This window comes from Oceanobacillus sp. FSL K6-3682 (assembly GCF_037976165.1).
GTDB lineage: Bacteria > Bacillota > Bacilli > Bacillales > Amphibacillaceae > Oceanobacillus > Oceanobacillus sojae.
This window is the reverse complement of record NZ_CP150263.1, coordinates 2,285,021-2,307,371: the sequence shown is the minus strand read 5'-3', so window position 1 is coordinate 2,307,371 and position 22,351 is coordinate 2,285,021. Positions and strand designations below refer to the sequence as shown.

Sequence of the window (22,351 nt, the reverse complement as noted above, 5' to 3'; positions counted from 1 at the left end):
TTCTTTGTTAATGTGTTCAGTATATAATATGTCAGATTTAATGTCAATTAAGTGTTAGGTTCTTTAACATACAAATCGTGCTTTACTTTCTTTTTCCCGTTGGCTAAGAAATTAAACCTTTATTTTCCAATGTTTTCACAGCTTCGACAATAGCAATTTTCACATGTGTATAGGTTAATCCTCCTTGAACATAGGCTGTATAAGGAGGACGAATTGGTCCGTCTGCCGATAATTCGATACTTGCTCCTTGAATAAATGTACCTGCAGCCATAATAACCTGATCCTCATAACCCGGCATCTCACTGGGATAGGGTTTTACATATGAATTTATTGGTGAATTCTCTTGAATTGCCTGACAGAAAGCAATCATTTCCTCGTCTCTGTTAAATGTAACTGTTTGTATCAGATCTGTTCTTTTTTCCTGATATGAAGGGGATGTTTTAAAGCCTGAAAGCTCTAAAAATCGCGCTGTAAATAAAGCCCCTTTTAAAGCCTCTCCTACTGTATGCGGAGCCATGAAGAAGCCTTGATACATTTCCTGAAGCATACTAAGAGAAGCTCCTGTTTCTTTGCCGAGACCAGGGGCTGTCAGTCTGTTAGCACATAAATGGATGAGGTCTTTGCGCCCCGCAATATAGCCCCCAGCCCGTACCAGTCCTCCCCCAGGATTTTTAATAAGAGATCCCGCAATTAAATCGGCGCCGACATGCAAGGGCTCCTTTGTTTCTGTAAACTCCCCGTAACAGTTGTCCACAAATACAATAACAGAGGAGTCTATTTCTTTTACGAAAGCAATCATTTCTTTTATTTCATCAATTGTAAAGGAAGGTCTTGTACCATAACCTTTTGAGCGCTGAATAGCAATTACTTTTGTCTCTTTTGTCCAGCTTCTTTTTATCTCTTCAAAATCAACTTCTCCTGTGTTTTTTAAAGCAACCTCGCGATAGCCAATTTGAAAATCGGCGAGGGATCCTTCTTCTTTTCCCGGCTTTCCGATTACTTCCTCCAATGTATCGTATGGATGTCCTGTAATGTAAACCAGCTCGTCCTGCGGGCGCAGTACACCGAATAAAGCGGTTGTAATAGCATGTGTCCCGGAAACTATTTGCGGACGTACAACGGCATCTTCTCCGCCAAATACTTCGGCATATACTGCTTCTAATCCTTCTCTGCCCAAATCATCGTATCCATAGCCTGTTGTTCCCTGCAGGTGTGTATCGCTGATCCGATGATTCCTGAAGGCCTCCAGGACACGTCTTTGATTTTTCTCTACAATTTCTTGAATATACTGATGACCTTCCAAACAATCTTTTTCTGCTTTTATAACTAGTGATTCTGCATGCATTTATTTACTTCTCCTCTACAAAACGGTGAAATGGATGATCTTTTCTGACATAACCCTGAACATGAAATTGATTTGTTTCTTCCAGCAGCTCTTTTTTAACTACTAACGCAGCAGATTGCAGCTGATATATTAAATCTCCTTCACTCGAATCTAATACAATGTCAAATAAATCCCATTCTTCCTTTAATACCTCTTCTATTTTTGCTAATAATGTTTGTAAATCTTCTTCTTTCAATGCACTGATTTGAATATTAGGGAATTGATTAGCTAAAAAGAAATCTGCTTTCAGCTGGTCCTTTTTATTATAAACAGTCAATACAGGGATATGGCCGGCATCTAATTCAGTTAAAAGTTTACGGACTGTTTCCTGCTGCTGTGATAAATCAGGATCAGAAATATCCACTATATGCAATAGAAAGTCTGCTTCCCTCACTTCCTCCAGAGTTGATTTAAACGCTGCAATAAGTGCAGTAGGGAGATCTTGAATAAAGCCTACCGTGTCCGTGATTAAACTTTTCAATCCGCTGGGCAATTGAATGCGACGGGTAAGCGGATCCAAAGTCGCAAATAATTGATCTTCTTCTAACGACTGACTATTTGTCAAACGATTAAAAATAGTCGATTTTCCGGCATTTGTATAACCCACAATGGCAATTTGAAAGACATCGTTTGCTCTCCTCCGCTTTCTATATTGATCGCGCTGCTTCACTACTAATTGAAAACGACGTTTTATATCATAGATTCTTCTTTCAATATGCCGGCGGTCTGTTTCTAATTTTGTTTCTCCCGGACCTCTTGTCCCGATTCCGCCGCCCAGTCTTGATAAATTTGCCCCTTGTCCATGCAAACGAGGAAGCAGATACTCCAATTGAGCCAATTCTACTTGGAGCTTCCCTTCCTTTGTTTGTGCACGCATTGCAAAAATATCCAATATTAATTGACTCCGGTCAAGAACACGAACATCCAGTACATCTGCTAAATTGCGGACTTGACCAGCCGATAACTCATTATTAGCTACAACTAAATCAATTTCCTCCGTCTCTACAATCCGGGCAACCTCTTGAAGCTTCCCCTCACCGATATAAGTGGCTGGATGGATACGGTCCCGATTTTGCGTAATCACATGCTGTACCCGACCCCCGGCAGTTTTACACAAAGAGATCAATTCATCTAAAGAAGATTGAAATTGACGTTCTGGTTTTTGGGATTGGTTAACCGAAATTACTAATACATTTTCTAATGTCATAGCCTACCTCTTTCTTATAGCTTTGGTACATAATTTTTTTGCTTTCCTGATGCGAAAAAAATGTCCTATATATATCATACCCACTATTTCTATTCTAGCAACAAATCCTGCTCTGTTAAAATAATTAAATCCCTGGATACAATCTGTTCTGAGGTCAGTAATCGGACTGCCTGCATACGTATTGCTTTTTCAATTACGTTTCTTACATATCTTGCGTTAGAAAAATTAATTGTATCCTCCCGGAGTTTTCTTGTTAAATGATTGCGAAGCTTCCATTCTGCCGGCTTAGATAGTTGATATTGTCTTTCCGTAAGCATTCCGCTACCAATATTTAATAATTCATCAACAGAGTAATCATCGAAATCTAAAATAAATGGAAATCTGGATTCAAGACCAGGATTCATTGTAAGGAAACGATCCATTTCCCGGGGATAACCTGCAAGAATCAATACTATATCCTCTCTTGAGTCTTCCATATGTTTTACCAGCAGGTCAATTGCCTCTTTGCCAAAATCCTTTTCCCCGCCTCGTGATAAGGAATATGCTTCATCAATAAATAAAACACCGCCCATCGCCTTCTGTATGACGGCTCTTGTTTTTTGTGCTGTCTGCCCAATGTATTCCCCTACTAAATCCGCACGTTCTGCCTCGATAAAATGGCCCTTGGAGAGAATATTTATATTATGATAGAGCTTTGCTAATTTTCGGGCAACCGTTGTCTTTCCTGTTCCAGGATTCCCTTTAAACAGCATATGAAGAACCTGTTTTGAACTTTTTAAACCTTGCTCCTTCCTCTTTTCATTTATAAGAATATTTGCGTAGATTTCTTTAATAGACGTTTTTAAATCATCTAAGCCGACAAAAGATGCAAATTCTTTATCTATTATTTCAAGTGGCGAATGTTTTTGCTTTTTTACACGGACCTCTCTGCCGGGCTGCTGTGTATTCTCGTGTAAAATGATATTAATACGGCCATTTTTATAACCTTCCGCTTGTGCCAATTCTTCATCACCCCTTATTCATTAACAATATACGCAGATAACTGAAAAGGGGTGACAAATGCCTATAGATTCGTAATAGCTTATGTTTTAAGAAATCATTTAATATTATATGTAAAGCTCTGAGTATATAAAAACCCGAAGACGCCAGAGAACGAATTCGGGTTTTTATAAAGCTATTCTGCTTTCTTACATATTCGCAACAGTTGGTAAGGAAGTAGCTCCCATTAGATATTCATCAACCTGATAAGCTACCTCTCTCCCCTCATTAATCGCCCAGACAATTAAGCTCTGACCGCGGCGCGCATCTCCTGCTGCAAACACATTATCTTCTGTTGTTAAAAACTTTCCGTATGCTGCAAGCACACGATTTCTCATTGTTTTCACCCCAAAAGCATCTAAAACGGGCTCTTCAGCACCTTCAAATCCAATAGCAATTAAAACAAGCTGTGCCGGCCAGATTTTTTCTGTTCCGGGTATTTCCTCGAAAAAGAAGACGCCATTTTCATCCTGTCTTTTCTCCATTTGAATGGTATGCAGCTCTTTCAGATTTCCTTTTTCATCTGTTACAAACCTCTGCGTCTGAATAGAGTATTCACGGATATCCCTGCCGAACTTTTCTTTCGCTTCTTTGTGCGCATATTCTAAACTGAATACCTGCGGATAAGCCGGCCATTGATTTTTTTCAGCCCGTTTAATTGGGAGCTGTGGGTGCTTGCCGAATTGTACAATACTTTTAGCACCTTGACGAATTGCCGTTGCAATGCAATCTGCACCAGTATCTCCACCGCCAATAACAATAACATCTTTTCCATCAGCGTTTAATTCATCTTCCAATTCAATATTATTATCAAGGAGTTTCTCCGTTGAGCGGGTCAGATAATCCATTGCAAAGCGTACTCCTTTTCCATCTCTGCCTTCTAAAGGCAGATCACGATGCTTCTGGGCACCGGTACAGAGAATAACAGAATCAAAGTTTGCTTTGATTTTTCCTGCTGAAATATCCTTGCCTACCTCTGTATTTAAAACAAAGTGAATGCCTTCCTGACGAAGTAGCTGAATACGTCGTTCAACAACGCTTTTTTCCAGCTTCATATTAGGAATTCCATATGTTAATAATCCGCCGGCACGATCAGCGCGTTCATAAATCGTCACTTCATGACCTGCTTGATTCAGTTGATCCGCTGCTGCTAATCCAGCTGGACCCGACCCAATAATAGCAACTTTTTTTCCGGTACGTACATCAGGAATTCTCGGCTCAATCCAGCCTTCTTCAAAGCCTTTATCAATAATTTTCTGCTCAATATTTTTAATTGTTACGGCAGGATCATGAATCGCTACTGTACAGGAACCTTCACATGGTGCCGGACAGACTCTGCCGGTGAATTCAGGGAAATTATTTGTTTTCATCAACCTGTCTAATGCTTCTCTCCATCTGCCTTTGTATACAAGATCATTCCATTCCGGGATCAGGTTATAGACAGGACAACCAGATGTTGCTCCTTCTATTTCCATACCAATATGACAAAAGGGAATACTGCAATCCATGCAGCGTGCCCCTTGTTCTCTTGCTGAATTGTCAGAAAAAGAGCCAGCGTATTCTTTCCAGTCTTTCATCCGTTCCAGCGGTTCACGCTCACTTGCAGTTTTTCTTTTAATTTCCATAAACCCTGTTGCTTTACCCATTTACTCTGGCTCCTTTCTCATTCCTGATGATAGATTCTTTATCTAAGTTCACAGTCATTTTTTGATTTTTCTTTGCCATAAATGCTTCATAACGAGCTTCTTCCAAGCTTAAGCCTTGCTCTTTAAACCATTCAATCTGCTGAAGCATTAATTTATAATCTGTTGGAATAACTTTTATAAATTTCTTTACTTCTTCCTGCCAGTTCTTTAAGATAAATGCTGCTTTTTCACTGTCCGTGTAATCCAAGTGGTTAATAATTAAATCCTTCACTTCCTCCTGTTCCTTTAGATCAGTTATTTCTTCAAACTGGATCAGTGCCGTATTTGTCAAGGACTTAAATGCAGAAATATCGTCTGGTCTTATATAAGAGATACCACCCGACATTCCAGCAGCGAAGTTTTTGCCGACGTTTCCAAGGATAACAACCCGACCGCCTGTCATATATTCACAGCCATGATCACCAACACCTTCTACAACTATTTTTGCGCCACTGTTTCTGACTGCAAAACGCTCGCCCGCATAGCCTTGGATATATGCCTCTCCACCTGTTGCACCATAGAATGACACATTTCCTGCAATAACATTATGACTTGGATTAATCGTTGAATCCTTTGGAGCACGAACAATCACTTTACCACCGGAAAGCCCTTTACCAACATAATCATTGGCGTCACCAGTAACTGTCATTGTCATACCTGATGGGATAAAAGCACCGAAGCTCTGGCCGGCAGATCCTGTGAAATGTAAATTAATTGTATCCTCCGGCAGGCCTTGTTCCCCGTATTTTGCAGTAAGCTCACTGCCGACAATTGTACCGGTAACACGGTCTGTATTTCTAATCGGAAAGCTTGCTTGCATTGCTTCCCCTGTCTCTAATGCGTCTTGAACGACAGGCAAAATTTCTTTTAAATCTAAGGATTGGTCTAACTGATGATCTTGCCCGGCTGTATTTCTTTTCGTGCCTTCCGGCTGATAGACCAAGGTTGATAAATCAAGATATTTCGCTTTCCAATGTGTATCCGCACGATGGGATCTTTCCAAATATTCGGTATGGCCAATCATCTCATCCATTGTCCGGAAGCCAAGCTCTGCCATAATTTCACGAACTTCTTCAGCGACAAATTGCATATAATTCACAACATGATCTGGATCTCCGGTAAATTTTTTACGAAGCTCCGGATTTTGTGTTGCGACACCAACTGGGCAGGTATCCTTATGACAGACACGCATCATCACACAGCCGACAACAACTAGTGGTGCTGTAGCAAATCCGAATTCTTCCGCTCCAAGCAATGCTGCAGTTACAACGTCTTTTCCAGTTAACAGCTTACCGTCCGTTTCTAAAATAACCCGATCTCTAAGACCATTTAACATTAATGTCTGATGTGCTTCTGCTAATCCTAATTCCCATGGAAGACCAGTATGCTTAATACTTGTTTTGGGTGATGCTCCTGTTCCGCCATCATAACCGACAACAGAAATAACATCGGCATTTCCTTTAGCTACCCCTGCAGCAATCGTCCCAACGCCTGATTTTGCTACCAGCTTAACACTTACTCTGGCTTTTCGGTTAGCATTTTTCAAATCATGAATCAACTGCGCCAAATCTTCAATAGAATAAATATCATGATGCGGCGGAGGAGAAATTAAATCAACGCCCGGTGTTGATCTCCGTACATCAGCAACCCATGGATAAACCTTTTCGGCCGGCAACTGACCGCCTTCACCAGGTTTTGCTCCCTGCGCTACTTTTATTTGCAGCTCTTTTGCATTTACTAAATAGTTGCTTGTCACTCCAAAACGGCCGGATGCTACCTGTTTAATTGCACTGGAACGCAAATCACCGTTGGCATCAGGAGTAAATCGAGATTTGTCCTCCCCGCCTTCTCCGCTGTTACTTTTACCGCCGAGACGATTCATCGCAATCGCCAATGTTTCGTGCGCCTCTTTACTAATAGAACCAAATGACATCGCACCTGTTTTAAAGCGTTTGACAACAGATTCAACCGATTCTACTTCTTCAATGGATATAGGTTCTGTTTTCTTGAAATCAAATAGATTTCGCAAAAAGCCGATACGTTCTTCATTCGATTCTTTAGAAAATTGCTTGAACAGCTTATAATCGCCTCGTCGGCAAGACCATTGTAATTTATAAATTGTAGAGGGGTTAAATGCATGATGTTCACCAGTTTTGCGCCACTGAAAATCACTTCCTGAATCAAGCAGCTGACTAATTGCTTCCTGATATCCTTCATGGTGACGTTTTTCTGTTTCCAGCTGTATCACATCAAGTCCAATTCCATCAATTTGTGAAGCCGTCCCGGTAAAATGTTCTTCTATAACCTGTTTACTGATCCCGACAGCTTCAAAAATTTGTGCACCACGATAACTCTGCACAGTCGAAATCCCAATTTTGGACATTACTTTGATAATACCTTCCGTAGCAACTGCAATATATCTTGCCTGAGCTTCTTTTGGATTTAAAGCCAATTGGCCAGATTCGAAAGCCTGCTGGTATGTCTGATAAACCAGATATGGGTAAATCGCATCCACGCCGTAGCCAAGCATTGCTGCAAAATGGTGTACCTCACGCGCTTCACCTGACTGGATAATGATACTTGCTTTCGTACGGATACCTTCACGGATTAGATATTGATGCAGCCCGCTTACCGCCAGTAATGCGGGTATTGCTTTTCGCTCTTGATCCATTTCTGTATCACGCAGCACAAGAATATTTTTCCCATTCAGAATAGCAGTTCTTGCTTGTTCAAATACTTGATTTAACGCCGTTTCCATATTATCCGTAAACAAAGTATCAATAATTGCTGTCTGTAAACCATTGATTTCATTATTTACTATCTTTCTCATTTGTACATTTGATAAAATAGGTGAATCTAATCGTATCCGTTTTTTCTTTTCTGTTTCCGGATGAAGAATATCTCCTTCACTTCCGAGCCACGTCAGCATTGAGGTCACTAATTGTTCGCGATAAGCATCAATTGGAGGATTCGTTACCTGGGCAAAGAGCTGTTTAAAATAATTAAATAAACTTTGCGGACGCTCCGATAAAACAGCTAATGGAGCATCATTTCCCATGGCTCCGATTGGATCTTTTTCATCCTGCACCAACGGAATTAAATACTTTTCAATATCCTCCAGAGTATAACCGAATGCTTTCTGTTTATGGAACAATTGCGGGTCCATTTCTCTGCTTTCGTCAACCTCTGGGTCCAGTGCTATAGTTTGCTCCTCCACCCAGTTCTGATAAGGGTGTTCATTTGTAATGGCCGATTTTATTTCTTCATCAGAAATAATTCTTCCCTGCTCGATATCTACTAATAACATTTTCCCCGGACTCAACCGTTCTTTTAATAAAACATTACTCTCTTCTACATCAATCACACCAACTTCGGAGGAATAAATAATATAATCATCTTTTGTTACATAATACCTTGCCGGCCGCAAACCATTTCTGTCTAAAATAGCCCCAATTTGCTTTCCATTCGTAAAAGTGATGGATGTCGGTCCGTCCCAGGGCTCCATCATTAGGCTGTGATACTGGTAAAAAGCACGTCTTTTCTGTCTCATATGTTCATTTTTATCCCAAGGCTCAGGTATAAGCATCATCGCTGCATGCGCAGGCTCTCTTCCTGCCAAAGTTAAAAATTCCAGCGCATTATCCAGTGTTGCTGAATCACTGCCGTCACTCCGGATAATTGGCAACAGTTTTTCTAAATCATTACCAAATGCGTCAGAAACAAATTGTTTTTCTCTTGCTCTCATCCAATTCACATTTCCACGTAATGTGTTAATTTCGCCATTATGGATTAAATAACGGTTCGGGTGCGCCCTTTCCCATGATGGAAATGTATTTGTACTGAATCGGGAATGTACGAGTGAGAAAGCGGAAATAAAATCTGCTTCCTGTAATTCTAAATAAAATCCATTTACCTGCTCTGGAGTCAGCAGGCCTTTATATACAATTGTTCTGCTGGAAAGGCTGGGAACATAAAAACGAATATTTCTTTCTTCTGCCCAATGCTCCGCTTGCTTACGGATAACATATAACTTTCTCTCAAAATCCATTTCATCGGCAGTTGCATTTGCTTGAATAAATACTTGTTTAATTTCCGGAAGTGTTTCAACTGCCCCCTTTCCAATACAAGAGGAGTTAACGGGTACGCTTCTCCAGCCAATTAACTGCTGCCCTTCTTGAGCAATTAAAGCATTTACTTTCTCCATTACTTCAAGCTGTTCCTGCTCGCTTTGAGAAAGAAAGACCATGCCAACCGCATATTCTCCAGTTGGCGGAAGCTTAAAGTCCCGACAAACTCTTCTGAAATATTGATCAGGAATCTGCACCATTAATCCAGAACCATCTCCAGTCATTGGATCGCTGCCCTGTCCGCCCCGATGCTCCAGCTTACAAAGCATACTCAATCCTTTTGTAACGATGTCATGAGTCTGTTTTCCTTTTATATGTGCATATAAGCCAATTCCACAGGCATCGTGTTCAAAATCCGGTTGATATAGCCCCTGCGCTTTTGGCAAATTATGAAAAACCATTCTGTGTTCCTCCATTCCGTATACATTAAAAGTGGGTAAGATACATTTTATGTTTTTTTATCTATCCAAACAATATATAATAAACATAATATTAATCTAATTTTGATATGAGGTGGAAATATGGAACTGCGTCAATTGAAATATTTTGTTGCGGTAGCAGAACGGGAACATGTATCAGAGGCTGCATTGGAACTGCACGTTGCCCAGTCGGCAATCAGCCGGCAAATTTCAAATTTAGAAAATGAATTAGGAGTGCAGCTTTTTGAAAGGGTCGGGAGAAATGTACATTTAACATCTATCGGAAAAATATTCTTAACACATATAAAATCTGCTTTAAAGGGGTTGGATTATGCGAAAAAGCAGGTGGATGAATATCTGGATCCTGAACGCGGCTCGATAAAAATCGGATTCCCAACAAGTCTGGCAAGCAACCTCTTGCCAACCGTACTATCAGCTTTTAAGAAAAGCTATCCAAATATCCGATTTCAATTAAGACAGGGCTCTTATAATTTTTTAATTGAGGCAGTCAGGAACAGAGAAATTGATTTAGCCTTTCTTGGTCCTGTACCCGATAATCAACCTGATATTATTGGCAAGGTTCTTTTTATGGAAAATTTTTATGCCCTTATTCCCAGTTCTCATCCTAAATCTGCAGCAGAAAAAATTTCTGCACAAGCTTTAGAACATGAAAATTTCGTGTTGTTTCCTGAAGGATATGTACTTCACCAGCTTGTTATTGATTTTTGCATCCGTTCAGGCTTCACACCAAATATTTATTCTCAGGGTGAGGATTTAGATGCTATTAAAGGACTTGTAGCAGCCGGAATGGGGATTACTTTGCTTCCAGAAAGTGCTTTTAATGATTTAAACACTGCTTACAGTTCTAAAGTAGCGATTGATAACTCTCCTTTAAAACGGACAGTCGGGATTATTATTCCAAAAAATCGTAATCTCGCCCCTTCTGAAATGGTTTTTTATAATTTTATTCAGGATTATTTTGGGGTTGGGGAATAAAGAAAAATGAAAACCATCGCTTAAAATGATAGATAGCAGATATAAAAACAGGCTTCTATTTGTTTTTCAAATAGAAGCCTGTTTAAAAACTCTTTTATAATCTATAATTTACGAACCATTTTTATAATAACATCTGCTGCATTCTTTGCAGCTTTTTCTAAAAATACATCAAAAGAAACAGATGATTCTTTTCCAGCAATATCGGACAGTGCCCGAATAATAACAAACGGTGTCTTATACTGGTAGCATACTTGCGCAATTGCAGCAGCTTCCATTTCTAAAGCCAGCATTTCCGGAAACCGTTCGCGGACAACAGCTATTTGATCTTCTCTTTGCATAAATGAATCACCTGTTGCTATAATACCAAATTCTGCCTGGATATCTGATTCCAGAATAACTCCGCCTACTAATTTAACCAATTCTGGTGAGGCCGTATAGGATGCCGGCATGCCAGGAACTTGTCCATAAGCATAACTGAATGCTGTTGCATCTACATCATGATGTAATACCTCTGTGGAAATAACAACATCACCTACATCCAAATTTTCAGCAAACCCTCCAGCAGATCCTGTATTAATAATTTTATCAGGATTAAATCGTTCATGCAGGATAGTTGTGGACATTGCCGCATTTACTTTTCCAATACCGGACAGCAGAAGAACAACTTTTTTTCCTTCCAGATAACCTTGATAAAAATAACTATTTGCAATTTCGATTTCTTGTATATCTGTCATTTTTTGTTTCAGCAATTCAATTTCTTCATCCATTGCTCCAATAATTCCTATCGTCATCTTCATCCTCCATTACTGTCCTGCATCGTTTTCAATCAGCTTTTCTACCTTTGTCGGCTGCCAGCCTTCCCCGTCTACCCAATCTAAGAACACACGATAAAACTCTGAGCTGCTTGAATCAGAAACCGTGGCAATTACTTTGTCAGGGCCATTATTTCCAACCCAATGTTCTATCATACCATCTTCACTTAAACCAGTAACCAAGGAGGTTGCTTTTTTTATTTCAACACGATCCTGAGATCCATTGCCAAAGTCTGTATTATGCTCTCCTTCTTGCTCTGTACCTACAGGATCCCAGTCGCCAGTATATGCTTCTGAAACATTATCATCTGATGGTTCAGCAGATTCCCTGTCTTCGTATGAATTATCTTCTTCATTTTCGTCCTCGTTGTCATTATCTTCTTTGGATGCATCCTCGTCTTTATCTTCATCTTCATTTTCTTCGTCTCTATTCGCATCCTCATTATCATTTTTATCTTCATCATTTGAATCAGGATCAGTTATTAGAAAGCCATTATCATCTTCTCCGCCGCCTTCTTCACCATTATCTCCCTCGGACGTATTTTCAGATGCATCAGATTCAGTACCTTCATCAGCTGTATCGTTTCCGCCAAATACCCATATCGCAAGGAAGACCACTAAAACGACTCCTGCAGCAATGGATAGAATGGTAATTGCATTTGTATTTTTTCTTCTTTTTTCAAATTTGTTTGATCTTGTTTGATTCACCAAGTACTCCCCCTAACTACAACTATTTGTATTATACTATCATATCGAGTTTAACAATCCTTGTCTATTCAATTTTAGCATAAAAATGCTGTTTGTTTCTTCTATAAACTAAAGTATTGATAGAACAAAGTGAAGATGAGGATTTTACTATATATTAAAAATTCACCTATGTAATACTATTCGTACAGATTCTCTGATTTTTAACGTTTTAGGAATAAAAAAAGCAGGCAGCTGAATATGACAATCCTTGAACAAAAGTGTATATATTCGAGGATGTTACACATATCTTATCAGTAATAACAAAACTTACAGCTTAATGCAGCTGTAAGTTTTGTTATTACTTAAGTATAAGTTCTTGAAAATCCATTCTCTAATCAGAGCGCTTACTATACATCATTTAAGATTCAGAATAAAGAGCTGCTAAGCAAACGCTTTCCAATTTTTAATCTACACTTGTTATTCGTACTTCAATATCTCCGGCAGGTGTAGCTACTGTAACTTCCTGTCCAATTTCCTGCCCTAACAAACTTTTAGCCATTGGCGAATCATTGGAGATTTTCCCTTCAAATGGGTCAGCTTCTGCACTTCCAACAATTGTGTAAGTTTCTTCATCACCATCAGGTAATTCAATAAAAGTAACTGATTTACCCAATGAAACAACATCTGGATTTTCATTATCATTCTCGATAATTACTGCATTGCGGATCATTTTTTCTACTTGTGTAATACGCTGTTCTACAAATGCCTGTTCATCTTTAGCAGCATCATATTCAGAGTTCTCAGACAGGTCTCCAAAATCACGAGCCACTTTTATTCTTTCAACGACCTCTTGCCGACGGTCTGTTTTTAAATAATGTAGTTCTTCCTCTAACTTATCTTTCCCCTCTTGTGTCATGTAAAAGCTTTTTTCTGCAGCCATTTTCTATACACTCCTTCTCGTATCATTTCTTTTCAGGGATAAACGCAGCATATTTTTGACTCAAAACTGATTTTAAAAATTAACCTGCCGCTTATTCCCATGTATATAAATTAATTAATAAAATTGGCTATATAGCTTATGTGCTAATTCTTGAAAATATACTAATCAATACTATGGCAGATATTACCTAAAATATCAAGAAAAATAATTACCTATTTGAATTCTTTATTAAGATATTTTCTATCTTAGATGCCATAATATCTACTGCAACATGGTTTTCTCCGCCTTCTGGAATGATTAAATCTGCATATCTTTTCGACGGCTCAATAAATTGCATATGAGCCGGACGAACCACTTGAATATATTGATCAATTACTGATTCTAACGTTCTGCCGCGCTCTTTAATATCTCTTAACAGGCGACGGACAATTCGTAAATCAGCATCTGTATCAACAAATACTTTTATATCCATTAAATCAACCAGATTGACATCTTCCAAAATCAATATTCCTTCAACAATTATTACTTCTTTCGGTTCAACATGAATCGTTTCTTTTGAACGGTTATGGACTTTATAATCATAAACCGGCTTTTCTATAGGTTTATATTCCAGCAATTGTTGCAGATGCTCTACTAATAAATTATTGTCAAACGCTAATGGATGGTCATAATTTGTTTTCAACCTTTCCTCAAATGGGAGATGCGACTGATCCTTGTAGTATGCATCCTGTTCAATAACTAGTATTGACGTCTCTTTAAAACGGTTGCAGATAGATTTTGTTACTGAAGTTTTTCCACTCCCGCTCCCGCCTGCTACGCCTATTACAATGGGTTTATCTTTTTCCATGCTATTATCTCCTTACATTTCTCATCTCTTATAGCTAATGGAAACACCATCATCAATCGGTATAATAGACGTATGATAATCTGGATGATTCATTAGCATTTCATTGTACGCTTTTAATTTTCGTACTAAAGTTTTATATTTTTTAGGAGCTTCTTCACCTGAATAAACCATCCCGCGAAATAATACATTATCTGTAATTAATATACCGCCGGAAATGAGCATTCTATCTGCCAAGTCAAAATAAGATTGGTATTGCCCTTTCGCAGCATCGATAAAAATAACATCGAACTGTTTCTTCTTTTCAGCTAAATCCTGCATGACATCAGCAGCATCACCTAAGATTACGTCGACCTGGCTATTACGCTTCTGCTCTTGAATATTTGTAATAGCTTCATAATAACGTTTCTTATCTTTTTCAACGGTAATAATTTTAGCATCTGGTGCTCCCTCTAACATTCGCAATGCAGAGTAGCCAATTGCTGTACCTACCTCTAAAATAGATTCAGGCTGCTGCATGGTTAAAACAAGATTAATCATATGCATGCTGTTTCGATGAATGATTGGAACATGATTTATTTCTGCATATTTTTCAAGCGCTTTTGCAGAATCCGGTGAAGCAGGCAGCAAGTTTTCCAGGTAATTTTCTATTTTTTTATCCATTTCATCATTTCCTTTAAGTTGCAAAGCATTAAATTTATTCTATATGTGCTTATTCATGGTCAAAAAAAGCATATTCATTTTCCCGTACAGAGAGTATGCTGACCCTCAGCATTCCCATAAATTCTATACTTTCCTAATCTGTAAAAAAGAAAACGGAACATGGGAAAATTCTCCATAAGTCCGTTTAAGGGTTGTTCAAGCTGACACTTCTAATCATCATTTGAACACACTCTTTAATTTATATATTTTTCCCGGTTCTTAACATGTTCGTCAAACGTTTCAGCAAAGTGAATATTTCCATCTTCATCATGTAAGAAAAACAGGTAATCTGAATCTTCTGGAGACACCACTGCTTTCAAAGAGTTTTCCGCAAAATTCGATATTGGGCCTATTGGTAAACCATCAACTACATATGTGTTATATGGTGACTCTACCTCTAAATCCTCAAAGGTAACAACAGCTTGATGTTCGCCTTTTGCATATAATACGGTTGGATCAGTCTGCAGCTGTATACCTTCATCCAAACGATTATAAAATACACCGGCAATTTGCGGCCGCTCCTCTTCATGGGCAGTTTCCTTCTCCACAACCGATGCAAATGTTATCGCTTCGTGCGGTGTTAAATCCCGCTCTGCAATTTCACCTTCATATTGCTGGAAAATAGAATTTGTTTGTTCGACCATACGGTCTATTATCGATTCAATGGTTGGTTCTTCTTCATAAAAATCGTATGTCGAAGCAAACATATACCCTTCTAAAGGAGTACGAATTTCGTCATCTAAAATATCCTCCGTTAATAAGGAAGGATATTTTCCCATTAATTCTTCAATAAAATCAGGGTCATTAGCAACCTCTAAGAAATCTTCCTTGGAAAAATCAAGCTGCTTACTGTATATCTCAGCAATTTGATCAACTGTCAATCCTTCAGGAATTGTTACGGTATGTACAGCATCAACAATAACTCTTCCATGCTGCAATGATTCAATAATTTCATCCATATTCATCGCTGTATTAAAAGTATAGTTTCCAGCTTGGAATTCGTTCACATTATTAAATTTTGTATAGAAACGGAACACACGTGCATCTTTTATAATTCCATTTTCTTCAAGAATACCAGCTATCGTTGAGCTGGAAGATCCTATCGGAATTTCCACTTCTACCTGGGTTGAGTTATCTTCGTCAACGGGCTCCAATGCCGAATTAATATATATATATCCTGAGATACCGCCGATTATTATAATAAGAGTAAAACACACAATAATAATTGCTACAATTTTTCTAACTTTAGATGCTTCTTCTCCTCTTTTTATAAGATTCTTCTGGAATCCATTATGTTTGTCATCTTTTGACACCATGTACCCCCCTTTCATCCGCTTTATTATACTAAATCCATATAAAATTATCCAATATTCCTGTTATTTTATTTCATACTTCTTTATTTTAAACAGAAATTTTTATTTTCATAAGGAATTTTGGAGAAAAATATATTTTTTTGCAGACATAGAAAGGTTAATATTATTTAAAGCCAGACTTGTAAAAAATAAAGACATCGTAAAAGAAAGCTGATGTCACAAAACGTGAACATCAGCTTTCTTATCTTTTTTACTCTTCTTCTTCTGCTAATGTGTTTAACATTTCCTCTACCATATTCCATTCATCGTCAGATTCAATAGGGTATAATGTGTAATCTTCATTTTCCTGTTCCTCATAGCGGAATGCATATACCTCTACCTCTTCATCCTCTGCCTGTTCAGCAGGTACGACAGCTATATAAGATTGTTCAGTTTCATCCACATCGAATGTGAAAAGCACTTCGAAAAGATGCTCATCACCGTTTTCATCTGGGATAATAATTCGTTCTTTTTCCTCTAACGCCATTAAATAACGCCTCCTTTTGAATCAAGATAACCCTGCAAAATCATTGTAGCTGCCATCTTATCAATTACTTTTTTTCTTTTTTTCCGGCTCATGTCTGCTTCTAAAAGAACACGTTCAGCCGCCATTGTCGTTAAACGCTCGTCCCATAATACAACAGGTAAATTATATTTTTCTTCCAAATAAGCAGCATAACGCTCTGAAGCTTCGCCTCTTTCGCCAATCGAACCGTTCATGTTTTTAGGCAGACCAACAACAACCCGGGATACTTCACTATCCTCTATAATGGTTTGAAGTTCTTTATCCGCAGAACTGAACTCGTTCTCATCCCAATAAATAGTGGTTAGTCCTTGTGCTGTCCAGCCAAGAGCGTCACTAATTGCAACACCTATTGTTTTTGAACCTACGTCTAAACCTATTACTTTCATGAATTCTCCTTATTCTGTTCTAGATAAAACTTTACAAGTTCTTCAATAACTTCATCCCGTTCAACTTTACGAATCAAATTACGAGCATCATTATACCTAGGGATATAAGCAGGGTCACCCGATAATAAATAACCGACAATCTGATTTATCGGATTGTATCCTTTTTCCTGTAATGATTCATGAACAGTCAATAAAATTTTTTTAATGTCCTGGTCAAATGGTTCTTCGGAAAAGTTGAATTTCATTGTTTTATCAATTGAACTCATAATGACACCTCGTCCTTCGTTAACCTTCTTCATCTATTCTAACATGTTTATCTCTATCATTATACTTATTTACAAGAAAACATACAACCAATGATTAGGCATTTGTCGCTTCTGTTACATAACTTAAAGCACTTTGTAATGCTTCTGTAACCTTAGATGGGTCTTTACCCCCAGCTTGTGCCATATCTGGACGGCCGCCGCCGCCGCCGCCACAAATTGTTGCAGCCTGTTTTACCAGGTTACCGGCATGAAGGTTTTGTTTCATCAAGTCTTTTGTTACCCCTGCAACAAGCTGTACTTTATTATTATGCACAGCTGCAAGCAGAATTACACCTGATTCTATTTTTTGTTTTAATTCATCTACCATCGAACGTAATTGATTCATATCTTTCACATCAACTTGTTTAGCTAATACTTTTACATTATTTACCTCTTTTATTTCATCTAAAATAGAAGATGCCTCTAAATTAGATAATTTAGCTTGTAAAGAATCTACATGCTTTTGTGTCTCTTTTAATTCCAATTGTAACGAAGACACTTTTTGAGGAATTTGTTCATCTTTTGCTTTTAATAATGCGCCAGACTGCTTCAACAGTTCAATCTTGTTGTTTAAATAGTTATAAGCTTCTTTGCTTGTTACAGCTTCAATCCTTCTTGTTCCTGCACCTATACCGCTTTCTGATACAATTTTAAGTAATCCGATTTCTGCTGTATTACCAACGTGACATCCGCCGCATAATTCAATACTGTAATCGCCGATTTGAACAACACGGACAATATCTCCGTATTTTTCCCCAAACAACGCCATCGCACCCATTGCTTTAGCTTCTTCAATTCCTTTGGTTTCAATGAAAACCGGCAATGAATCCCATATTTTTTGATTCACAATTTTTTCGATTTTTTCCAGTTCCTCGTTGGTTACACTGCTGAAATGAGAAAAATCAAACCGGAGACGGTTAGGCTGATTTAAAGAACCTGCCTGATTAACATGTGAACCGAGTACATCTTTTAACGCCTGATGCAGTAAATGTGTAGCTGTATGATTTTTAATGACATTTGTACGGAACTCCCGTTCAACGACAGCTTTTACTTCCTCAGAAACGGAGAATATGCCTTTCTTTACTTCTATCCGATGAATATGTTGGCCGTTTGGTGTTTTTTGTACATCTATAACTACAGCAAGAGAATTCTCTGTCTGAATCGTACCAATATCAGCAACTTGACCGCCACTTTCAGCATAGAATGGTGTTTCTTTCAACAGAATAAATGCTTCCTGTCCAGCTGCTGCTGATTCCACAACTTCTTTCTCCTGAATAATTGCTTGAATAATTGTTGTTCTTTCCAGCTCAGAATATCCAATAAACTCGCTTTCTACATCAATAGTTGAAAAGACTGTATCCTGAACCTGCATGGAGTCAATTTTTTGACGTGCATTTCTTGCTCTTTCACGCTGAAGCTTCATTTCATTTTCAAAGCCTTCCTGATTTACTGTAAATCCAAGCTTTTCAACATATTCTTCTGTTAATTCCTTTGGAAAACCATAGGTATCATATAAACGGAATACTTCTTCTCCAGGAAATATACTGCTTCCTTTTTCTTTTTCCGTCTCAATGAGCTTCGTCAGGATTTCTAAACCGTCATTTAACGTTTCATGGAAACGTTCTTCCTCTACTTTAATAATTTTTTGAATGTAGTCTGTTTCTTTTACAACCTCTGGATAGAAATCCTTCATGATTTCAGCTACTACCGGAACCAGGCGGTACATAAAAGCTTCATGAATATTAATATCCTTCGCAAAACGGATAGCGCGGCGAATCAGTCGGCGCAAAACATAACCTCTGCCTTCATTAGACGGCATCGCACCATCTCCAATTGCAAAGCTGACTGTTCTGATATGGTCAGCAATGACTTTAAATGCGGTATCAGCCGCTTCATTTTCTCCATATTTGCTGTCTGCGATCAATTCCGTTGCCTGGATAATCGGCATAAATAAATCCGTTTCATAGTTTGTAGGCACATCTTGAATAATGGAAGTTAATCGTTCCAGGCCCATCCCTGTATCAATATTTTTCTTAGGAAGTGGCGTATACGTATCATCCGGGTTATGGTTAAACTGAGAAAATACCAGATTCCAGACCTCTAAATATCTGCTGTTTTCACCGCCTGGATAAAGCTCTGGATCAGCAGGATCATTTCCATAGCTTTCTCCTCTGTCATAGAAGATCTCTGTGTTTGGTCCACTTGGTCCTTCTCCAATATCCCAGAAATTCTCTTCTAATCGAATAATGCGTTCTTTTGGCAGACCTATTTTTGTAAGCCAAAGATCATAAGCTTCATCATCTTCCGGATGAACAGTAACAGATAATTTCTCTGAATCAAAGCCAATCCACTTTTCATCCGTCAGAAACTCCCATGCCCACTCAATCGCTTCTTCCTTAAAATAATCACCAATTGAGAAATTACCCAGCATCTCAAAAAATGTATGATGACGAGCTGTAAAACCAACATTCTCAATATCATTTGTCCGTATAGCTTTTTGAGCATTCACTATTCTTGGATTATCAGGAATGATCCGGCCATCAAAATATTTTTTTAATGTCGCCACCCCGCTATTAATCCATAACAGCGTAGGGTCATCATGAGGTACTAAAGAAGCACTGGGCTCTACCTGATGCCCCTTCTCTTTAAAAAAGTCAATAAACATTTGCCGAATTTCTGCAGAACTCAATGATTTCATTATATTTTTCCTCCTTTTTAGAAAAGCGCAAGCCGCGCCCGTTAAAAAACGTAGAGATTACGCCCCCCGGTCTTTTGGGGGTGGTTTTCCTTTACTTAGGAGATAAAGGAAACATGCCCCTTTAGGGGTATGCCGACGTTAGGCTTCAGCCTGCTTTTAGTCGGTCTTCCTTCACTTTAAACCGATATTGACTTTCACCCGCAAGGCATAAGTGCGGCGGTTTTGATGGGACGAGTAATCGCAGTCCCAGTCCCGACTTTACCTCTGTCTACGCCTGACGGCTTGACAATCGCTAAGTCTTCTTTTCGCCCTCCCGGGCATAAGTGCGACTTTACCTATGTCTACGCCTGGCGGCTTGACAATCGCTAAGTCTTCTTTTCGCCCTCCCGGGCATAAGTGCGACTTTACCTCTGTCTACGCCTGACGGCTTGACAATCGCTAAGTCTTCTTTATCGTAGGGCGTGACGTGAAATCTCTAAAGTTTGGTGCTCGGAGCTAGACAGTACAAAACAAAAAATCTCCTCTCTGCATCATTGCAGGGACGAGATTTCGCGGTACCACCCTTATTATGAACAAATTATATGTTCATCACTTTATTCATTATAACGGTATGATACCGACGGGGATTAGCCGTACTCCAATGCAGCTTTCCATAACAATATAATTAGGAGTCCTTTCAGCCGGGGGATTCCCTCTCTTGAAATATCATGTCATGTACTTAACATCTTCAACGTGATTTGCGTGATTATTTTTTGTTGTTTGTGTGATTATAGCGTTATTATATTGATTTTTCTGCTGTATGTCAATTTTTCTTCTTTGCAATCAAATTCTTAATGTAGAAGTCATACTGCCAGTTACACTGTGGATAAGCATGTGTTTCAGCTTAACCGGCTTTTGAAATTTGATATTGCTGAATCAGTACTTTTAACATTGTAAAAACAGGAACAGAAATTACCATGCCTATTACACCGGCAAGCTGTCCACCCAATAACAAGGCAAAAATGATACCGATTGGATGAATTTTCACTGTTTTCCCCATAATGTACGGAGATAATAGATTGCTTTCGATCAATTGAATCACAAAGATAATTATAATAACGAATAACGCTTTTTCCGGCTGTACCATATAAGCAACTGTTACGACTGGAATGGCCCCGATAATGGGCCCGAAATAGGGAATGATGTTCACGATTGCCAGAATAATTCCCAACAATAAAGCGTATGGTAAATCTAACCAAATCCAGCATAGGGTAGAGATAACACCAACTGCTGCACTGATAATGAACTGCCCACGAATATAGCCGCCCAGCCCCTTACTTATTTCCCTGCATACATTTCCAGTTTCATTCCGATATTTATAAGGAATAAAACGTAATAGAAATGATTTAATAAAAGGATAGTCCTTTAAGAAATAAAATACTAGAACAGGAATTATGGTCAAGAGTATGACAGCGTCCATCATTCCATTAAATCCACCGATGATTTTCCCTGAAAAATTGTTCATCGTGTTCTCTAAGGATTGAATGAATATATCCATCCTGTCATGTACTGTCTCCGGCAGGAAAGAAGTAGAAGTGTACATTTTATTTAACCCGTTCTGATACAGCTCAATAAATTCAGGGAAATTACGGCTCATTTCCTTCATCTGCTCCACCATTAATGGATAAGCACGATAGATAGCATAGCCGGCACCTCCAAAAAAAAGGACATAAATAATTAGCACTGCTATGCCGCGATGAATACGGTACCTATGCAGCCATTCAATCAATGGATGCAGCAGGAAAGCCAAAATCCCCGCAATTAAAAAAGGAAGCAACAGCTTACCAATAAAGGAAAAAAATGCTCCATAATAGGGTTTTGTAATCGCTAAAAAATATAAAAGAATAAAGGAAAGGATAGCAATTACTAAGTAATAGACAACTTGCTTCGCTTTTATTTTTTTCCACATAAGAATCACTCCCAGTCCATGGTAGTGTAACCAAGAGGCTGGGAGTTTATAATAAACTTCTCTCTTCTTTTGAAAATAAATCATCTAATGAACTGAGCGTCCCGTCCGCTTCTATCTGATGGATGTGTAATTCCTTTCCAGACACAGTTAATTCAATGGAGCACACCCAGCAGTAATAGCTTGTAGGACTTAATTTTCCAATTTGTTTTTCCCGGCAATTTGGACATTCCAGCATACTTCTTCATTCCTTTTCTGCTAAATCAGTCCAAGTATTGCCCTAAACAGAATTTTTTAT

At 38.6% G+C, this 22,351-nt stretch carries 18 protein-coding genes and 1 other annotated feature; of the genes, 1 reads left to right on the top strand and 17 read right to left on the bottom strand.

Translation table 11 applies throughout. The features are described from left to right. Positions 1 to 103: 103 nt before the first annotated feature. The 5 genes from MHH51_RS11445 to gltB form a co-directional block, all read right to left on the bottom strand. Positions 104 to 1,345 carry a methionine gamma-lyase family protein gene (locus MHH51_RS11445; RefSeq protein ID WP_339286149.1) on the bottom strand — a complete coding sequence of 414 codons (1,242 nt, stop codon included), beginning with the start codon at positions 1,343 to 1,345 and terminating at the stop codon, positions 104 to 106. Positions 1,346 to 1,349: 4 nt separating this feature from the next. Continuing rightward, entirely contained in the window at positions 1,350 to 2,591 is a 1,242-nt protein-coding gene (gene hflX / locus MHH51_RS11440) for a GTPase HflX (protein WP_339286148.1), read from the bottom strand. A gap of 89 nt (positions 2,592 to 2,680) precedes the next feature. Continuing rightward, a complete protein-coding gene (gene spoVK / locus MHH51_RS11435; protein ID WP_339286302.1) occupies positions 2,681 to 3,553 on the bottom strand; it encodes a stage V sporulation protein K in 873 nt (290 codons plus the stop codon). A 225-nt stretch (positions 3,554 to 3,778) separates the two neighbouring features. Further along, entirely contained in the window at positions 3,779 to 5,275 is a 1,497-nt protein-coding gene (locus MHH51_RS11430; RefSeq protein WP_147207864.1) for a glutamate synthase subunit beta, read from the bottom strand. Next, positions 5,268 to 9,842 (bottom strand): glutamate synthase large subunit, encoded by a 4,575-nt coding sequence (gene gltB / locus MHH51_RS11425; RefSeq protein ID WP_339286146.1) that lies wholly within the window; start codon positions 9,840 to 9,842, stop codon positions 5,268 to 5,270. Before gltB ends, MHH51_RS11430 begins: the two co-directional genes overlap by 8 nt. Positions 9,843 to 9,962: 120 nt before the next feature. Here gltB and MHH51_RS11420 point away from each other — a divergent pair, with 120 nt between their 5' ends. Then, positions 9,963 to 10,856 carry a LysR family transcriptional regulator gene (locus MHH51_RS11420; RefSeq protein ID WP_339286144.1) on the top strand — a complete coding sequence of 298 codons (894 nt, stop codon included), beginning with the start codon at positions 9,963 to 9,965 and terminating at the stop codon, positions 10,854 to 10,856. 101 nt (positions 10,857 to 10,957) lie between these two features. On the opposite strand, the gene mtnN is transcribed toward MHH51_RS11420, so the two are convergent. The 12 genes from mtnN to MHH51_RS11360 all read right to left on the bottom strand — a co-directional run bounded on the left by mtnN (position 10,958) and on the right by MHH51_RS11360 (position 22,291). Continuing rightward, positions 10,958 to 11,647: a 5'-methylthioadenosine/S-adenosylhomocysteine nucleosidase gene (gene mtnN, locus MHH51_RS11415; RefSeq protein WP_339286143.1), complete on the bottom strand. Its 690-nt coding sequence runs from the start codon at positions 11,645 to 11,647 to the stop codon at positions 10,958 to 10,960. A 12-nt stretch (positions 11,648 to 11,659) separates the two neighbouring features. Then, positions 11,660 to 12,376 (bottom strand): YrrS family protein, encoded by a 717-nt coding sequence (locus MHH51_RS11410; RefSeq protein WP_339286141.1) that lies wholly within the window; start codon positions 12,374 to 12,376, stop codon positions 11,660 to 11,662. A gap of 442 nt (positions 12,377 to 12,818) precedes the next feature. Next, positions 12,819 to 13,295, bottom strand: a complete 477-nt coding sequence (gene greA, locus MHH51_RS11405; protein WP_077603122.1) for a transcription elongation factor GreA — start codon at positions 13,293 to 13,295, stop codon at positions 12,819 to 12,821. A 208-nt stretch (positions 13,296 to 13,503) separates the two neighbouring features. Next, on the bottom strand, positions 13,504 to 14,142 hold the full coding sequence (gene udk, locus MHH51_RS11400) for a uridine kinase (RefSeq protein WP_147207869.1): 639 nt from the start codon (positions 14,140 to 14,142) through the stop codon (positions 13,504 to 13,506). A gap of 21 nt (positions 14,143 to 14,163) precedes the next feature. After that, positions 14,164 to 14,802: an O-methyltransferase gene (locus MHH51_RS11395; RefSeq protein ID WP_339286138.1), complete on the bottom strand. Its 639-nt coding sequence runs from the start codon at positions 14,800 to 14,802 to the stop codon at positions 14,164 to 14,166. Positions 14,803 to 15,035: 233 nt separating this feature from the next. Further along, on the bottom strand, positions 15,036 to 16,157 hold the full coding sequence (gene mltG, locus MHH51_RS11390) for an endolytic transglycosylase MltG (RefSeq protein WP_339286137.1): 1,122 nt from the start codon (positions 16,155 to 16,157) through the stop codon (positions 15,036 to 15,038). A 247-nt stretch (positions 16,158 to 16,404) separates the two neighbouring features. After that, a complete protein-coding gene (locus MHH51_RS11385) occupies positions 16,405 to 16,680 on the bottom strand; it encodes a DUF1292 domain-containing protein (protein ID WP_077603126.1) in 276 nt (91 codons plus the stop codon). Further along, positions 16,680 to 17,105, bottom strand: coding sequence for a Holliday junction resolvase RuvX (gene ruvX / locus MHH51_RS11380; RefSeq protein ID WP_147207871.1), 426 nt, complete (start codon positions 17,103 to 17,105; stop codon positions 16,680 to 16,682). The genes MHH51_RS11385 and ruvX overlap by 1 nt, the downstream gene beginning before the upstream one ends. After that, positions 17,102 to 17,371, bottom strand: a complete 270-nt coding sequence (locus MHH51_RS11375) for an IreB family regulatory phosphoprotein (RefSeq protein WP_077603128.1) — start codon at positions 17,369 to 17,371, stop codon at positions 17,102 to 17,104. Before MHH51_RS11375 ends, ruvX begins: the two co-directional genes overlap by 4 nt. 94 nt (positions 17,372 to 17,465) lie before the next feature. Further along, positions 17,466 to 20,108: an alanine--tRNA ligase gene (gene alaS, locus MHH51_RS11370; RefSeq protein WP_339286135.1), complete on the bottom strand. Its 2,643-nt coding sequence runs from the start codon at positions 20,106 to 20,108 to the stop codon at positions 17,466 to 17,468. A 534-nt stretch (positions 20,109 to 20,642) separates the two neighbouring features. Next, positions 20,643 to 20,848 (bottom strand) — a binding site (T-box leader). Positions 20,849 to 20,991: 143 nt separating this feature from the next. Further along, positions 20,992 to 22,056, bottom strand: coding sequence for an AI-2E family transporter (locus tag MHH51_RS11365; protein WP_339286134.1), 1,065 nt, complete (start codon positions 22,054 to 22,056; stop codon positions 20,992 to 20,994). Positions 22,057 to 22,102: 46 nt separating this feature from the next. After that, complete coding sequence (locus MHH51_RS11360; protein WP_077603131.1) at positions 22,103 to 22,291, bottom strand: hypothetical protein; 189 nt, start codon at positions 22,289 to 22,291, stop codon at positions 22,103 to 22,105. Positions 22,292 to 22,351 lie beyond the last annotated feature (60 nt).

Coding starts and splice junctions, on each gene's coding strand:
- MHH51_RS11445 (WP_339286149.1), bottom strand. CDS start 1,345: ATGCATGCAGAATCACTAGTTATAAAAGCAGAAAAAGATTGTTTGGAA.
- hflX (WP_339286148.1), bottom strand. CDS start 2,591: ATGACATTAGAAAATGTATTAGTAATTTCGGTTAACCAATCCCAAAAA.
- MHH51_RS11430 (WP_147207864.1), bottom strand. CDS start 5,275: ATGGGTAAAGCAACAGGGTTTATGGAAATTAAAAGAAAAACTGCAAGT.
- gltB (WP_339286146.1), bottom strand. CDS start 9,842: ATGGTTTTTCATAATTTGCCAAAAGCGCAGGGGCTATATCAACCGGAT.
- MHH51_RS11420 (WP_339286144.1), top strand. CDS start 9,963: ATGGAACTGCGTCAATTGAAATATTTTGTTGCGGTAGCAGAACGGGAA.
- mtnN (WP_339286143.1), bottom strand. CDS start 11,647: ATGACGATAGGAATTATTGGAGCAATGGATGAAGAAATTGAATTGCTG.
- greA (WP_077603122.1), bottom strand. CDS start 13,295: ATGGCTGCAGAAAAAAGCTTTTACATGACACAAGAGGGGAAAGATAAG.
- udk (WP_147207869.1), bottom strand. CDS start 14,142: ATGGAAAAAGATAAACCCATTGTAATAGGCGTAGCAGGCGGGAGCGGG.
- MHH51_RS11395 (WP_339286138.1), bottom strand. CDS start 14,802: ATGGATAAAAAAATAGAAAATTACCTGGAAAACTTGCTGCCTGCTTCA.
- mltG (WP_339286137.1), bottom strand. CDS start 16,157: ATGGTGTCAAAAGATGACAAACATAATGGATTCCAGAAGAATCTTATA.
- MHH51_RS11385 (WP_077603126.1), bottom strand. CDS start 16,680: ATGGCGTTAGAGGAAAAAGAACGAATTATTATCCCAGATGAAAACGGT.
- ruvX (WP_147207871.1), bottom strand. CDS start 17,105: ATGAAAGTAATAGGTTTAGACGTAGGTTCAAAAACAATAGGTGTTGCA.
- MHH51_RS11375 (WP_077603128.1), bottom strand. CDS start 17,371: ATGAGTTCAATTGATAAAACAATGAAATTCAACTTTTCCGAAGAACCA.
- alaS (WP_339286135.1), bottom strand. CDS start 20,108: ATGAAATCATTGAGTTCTGCAGAAATTCGGCAAATGTTTATTGACTTT.
- MHH51_RS11365 (WP_339286134.1), bottom strand. CDS start 22,056: ATGTGGAAAAAAATAAAAGCGAAGCAAGTTGTCTATTACTTAGTAATT.
- MHH51_RS11360 (WP_077603131.1), bottom strand. CDS start 22,291: ATGCTGGAATGTCCAAATTGCCGGGAAAAACAAATTGGAAAATTAAGT.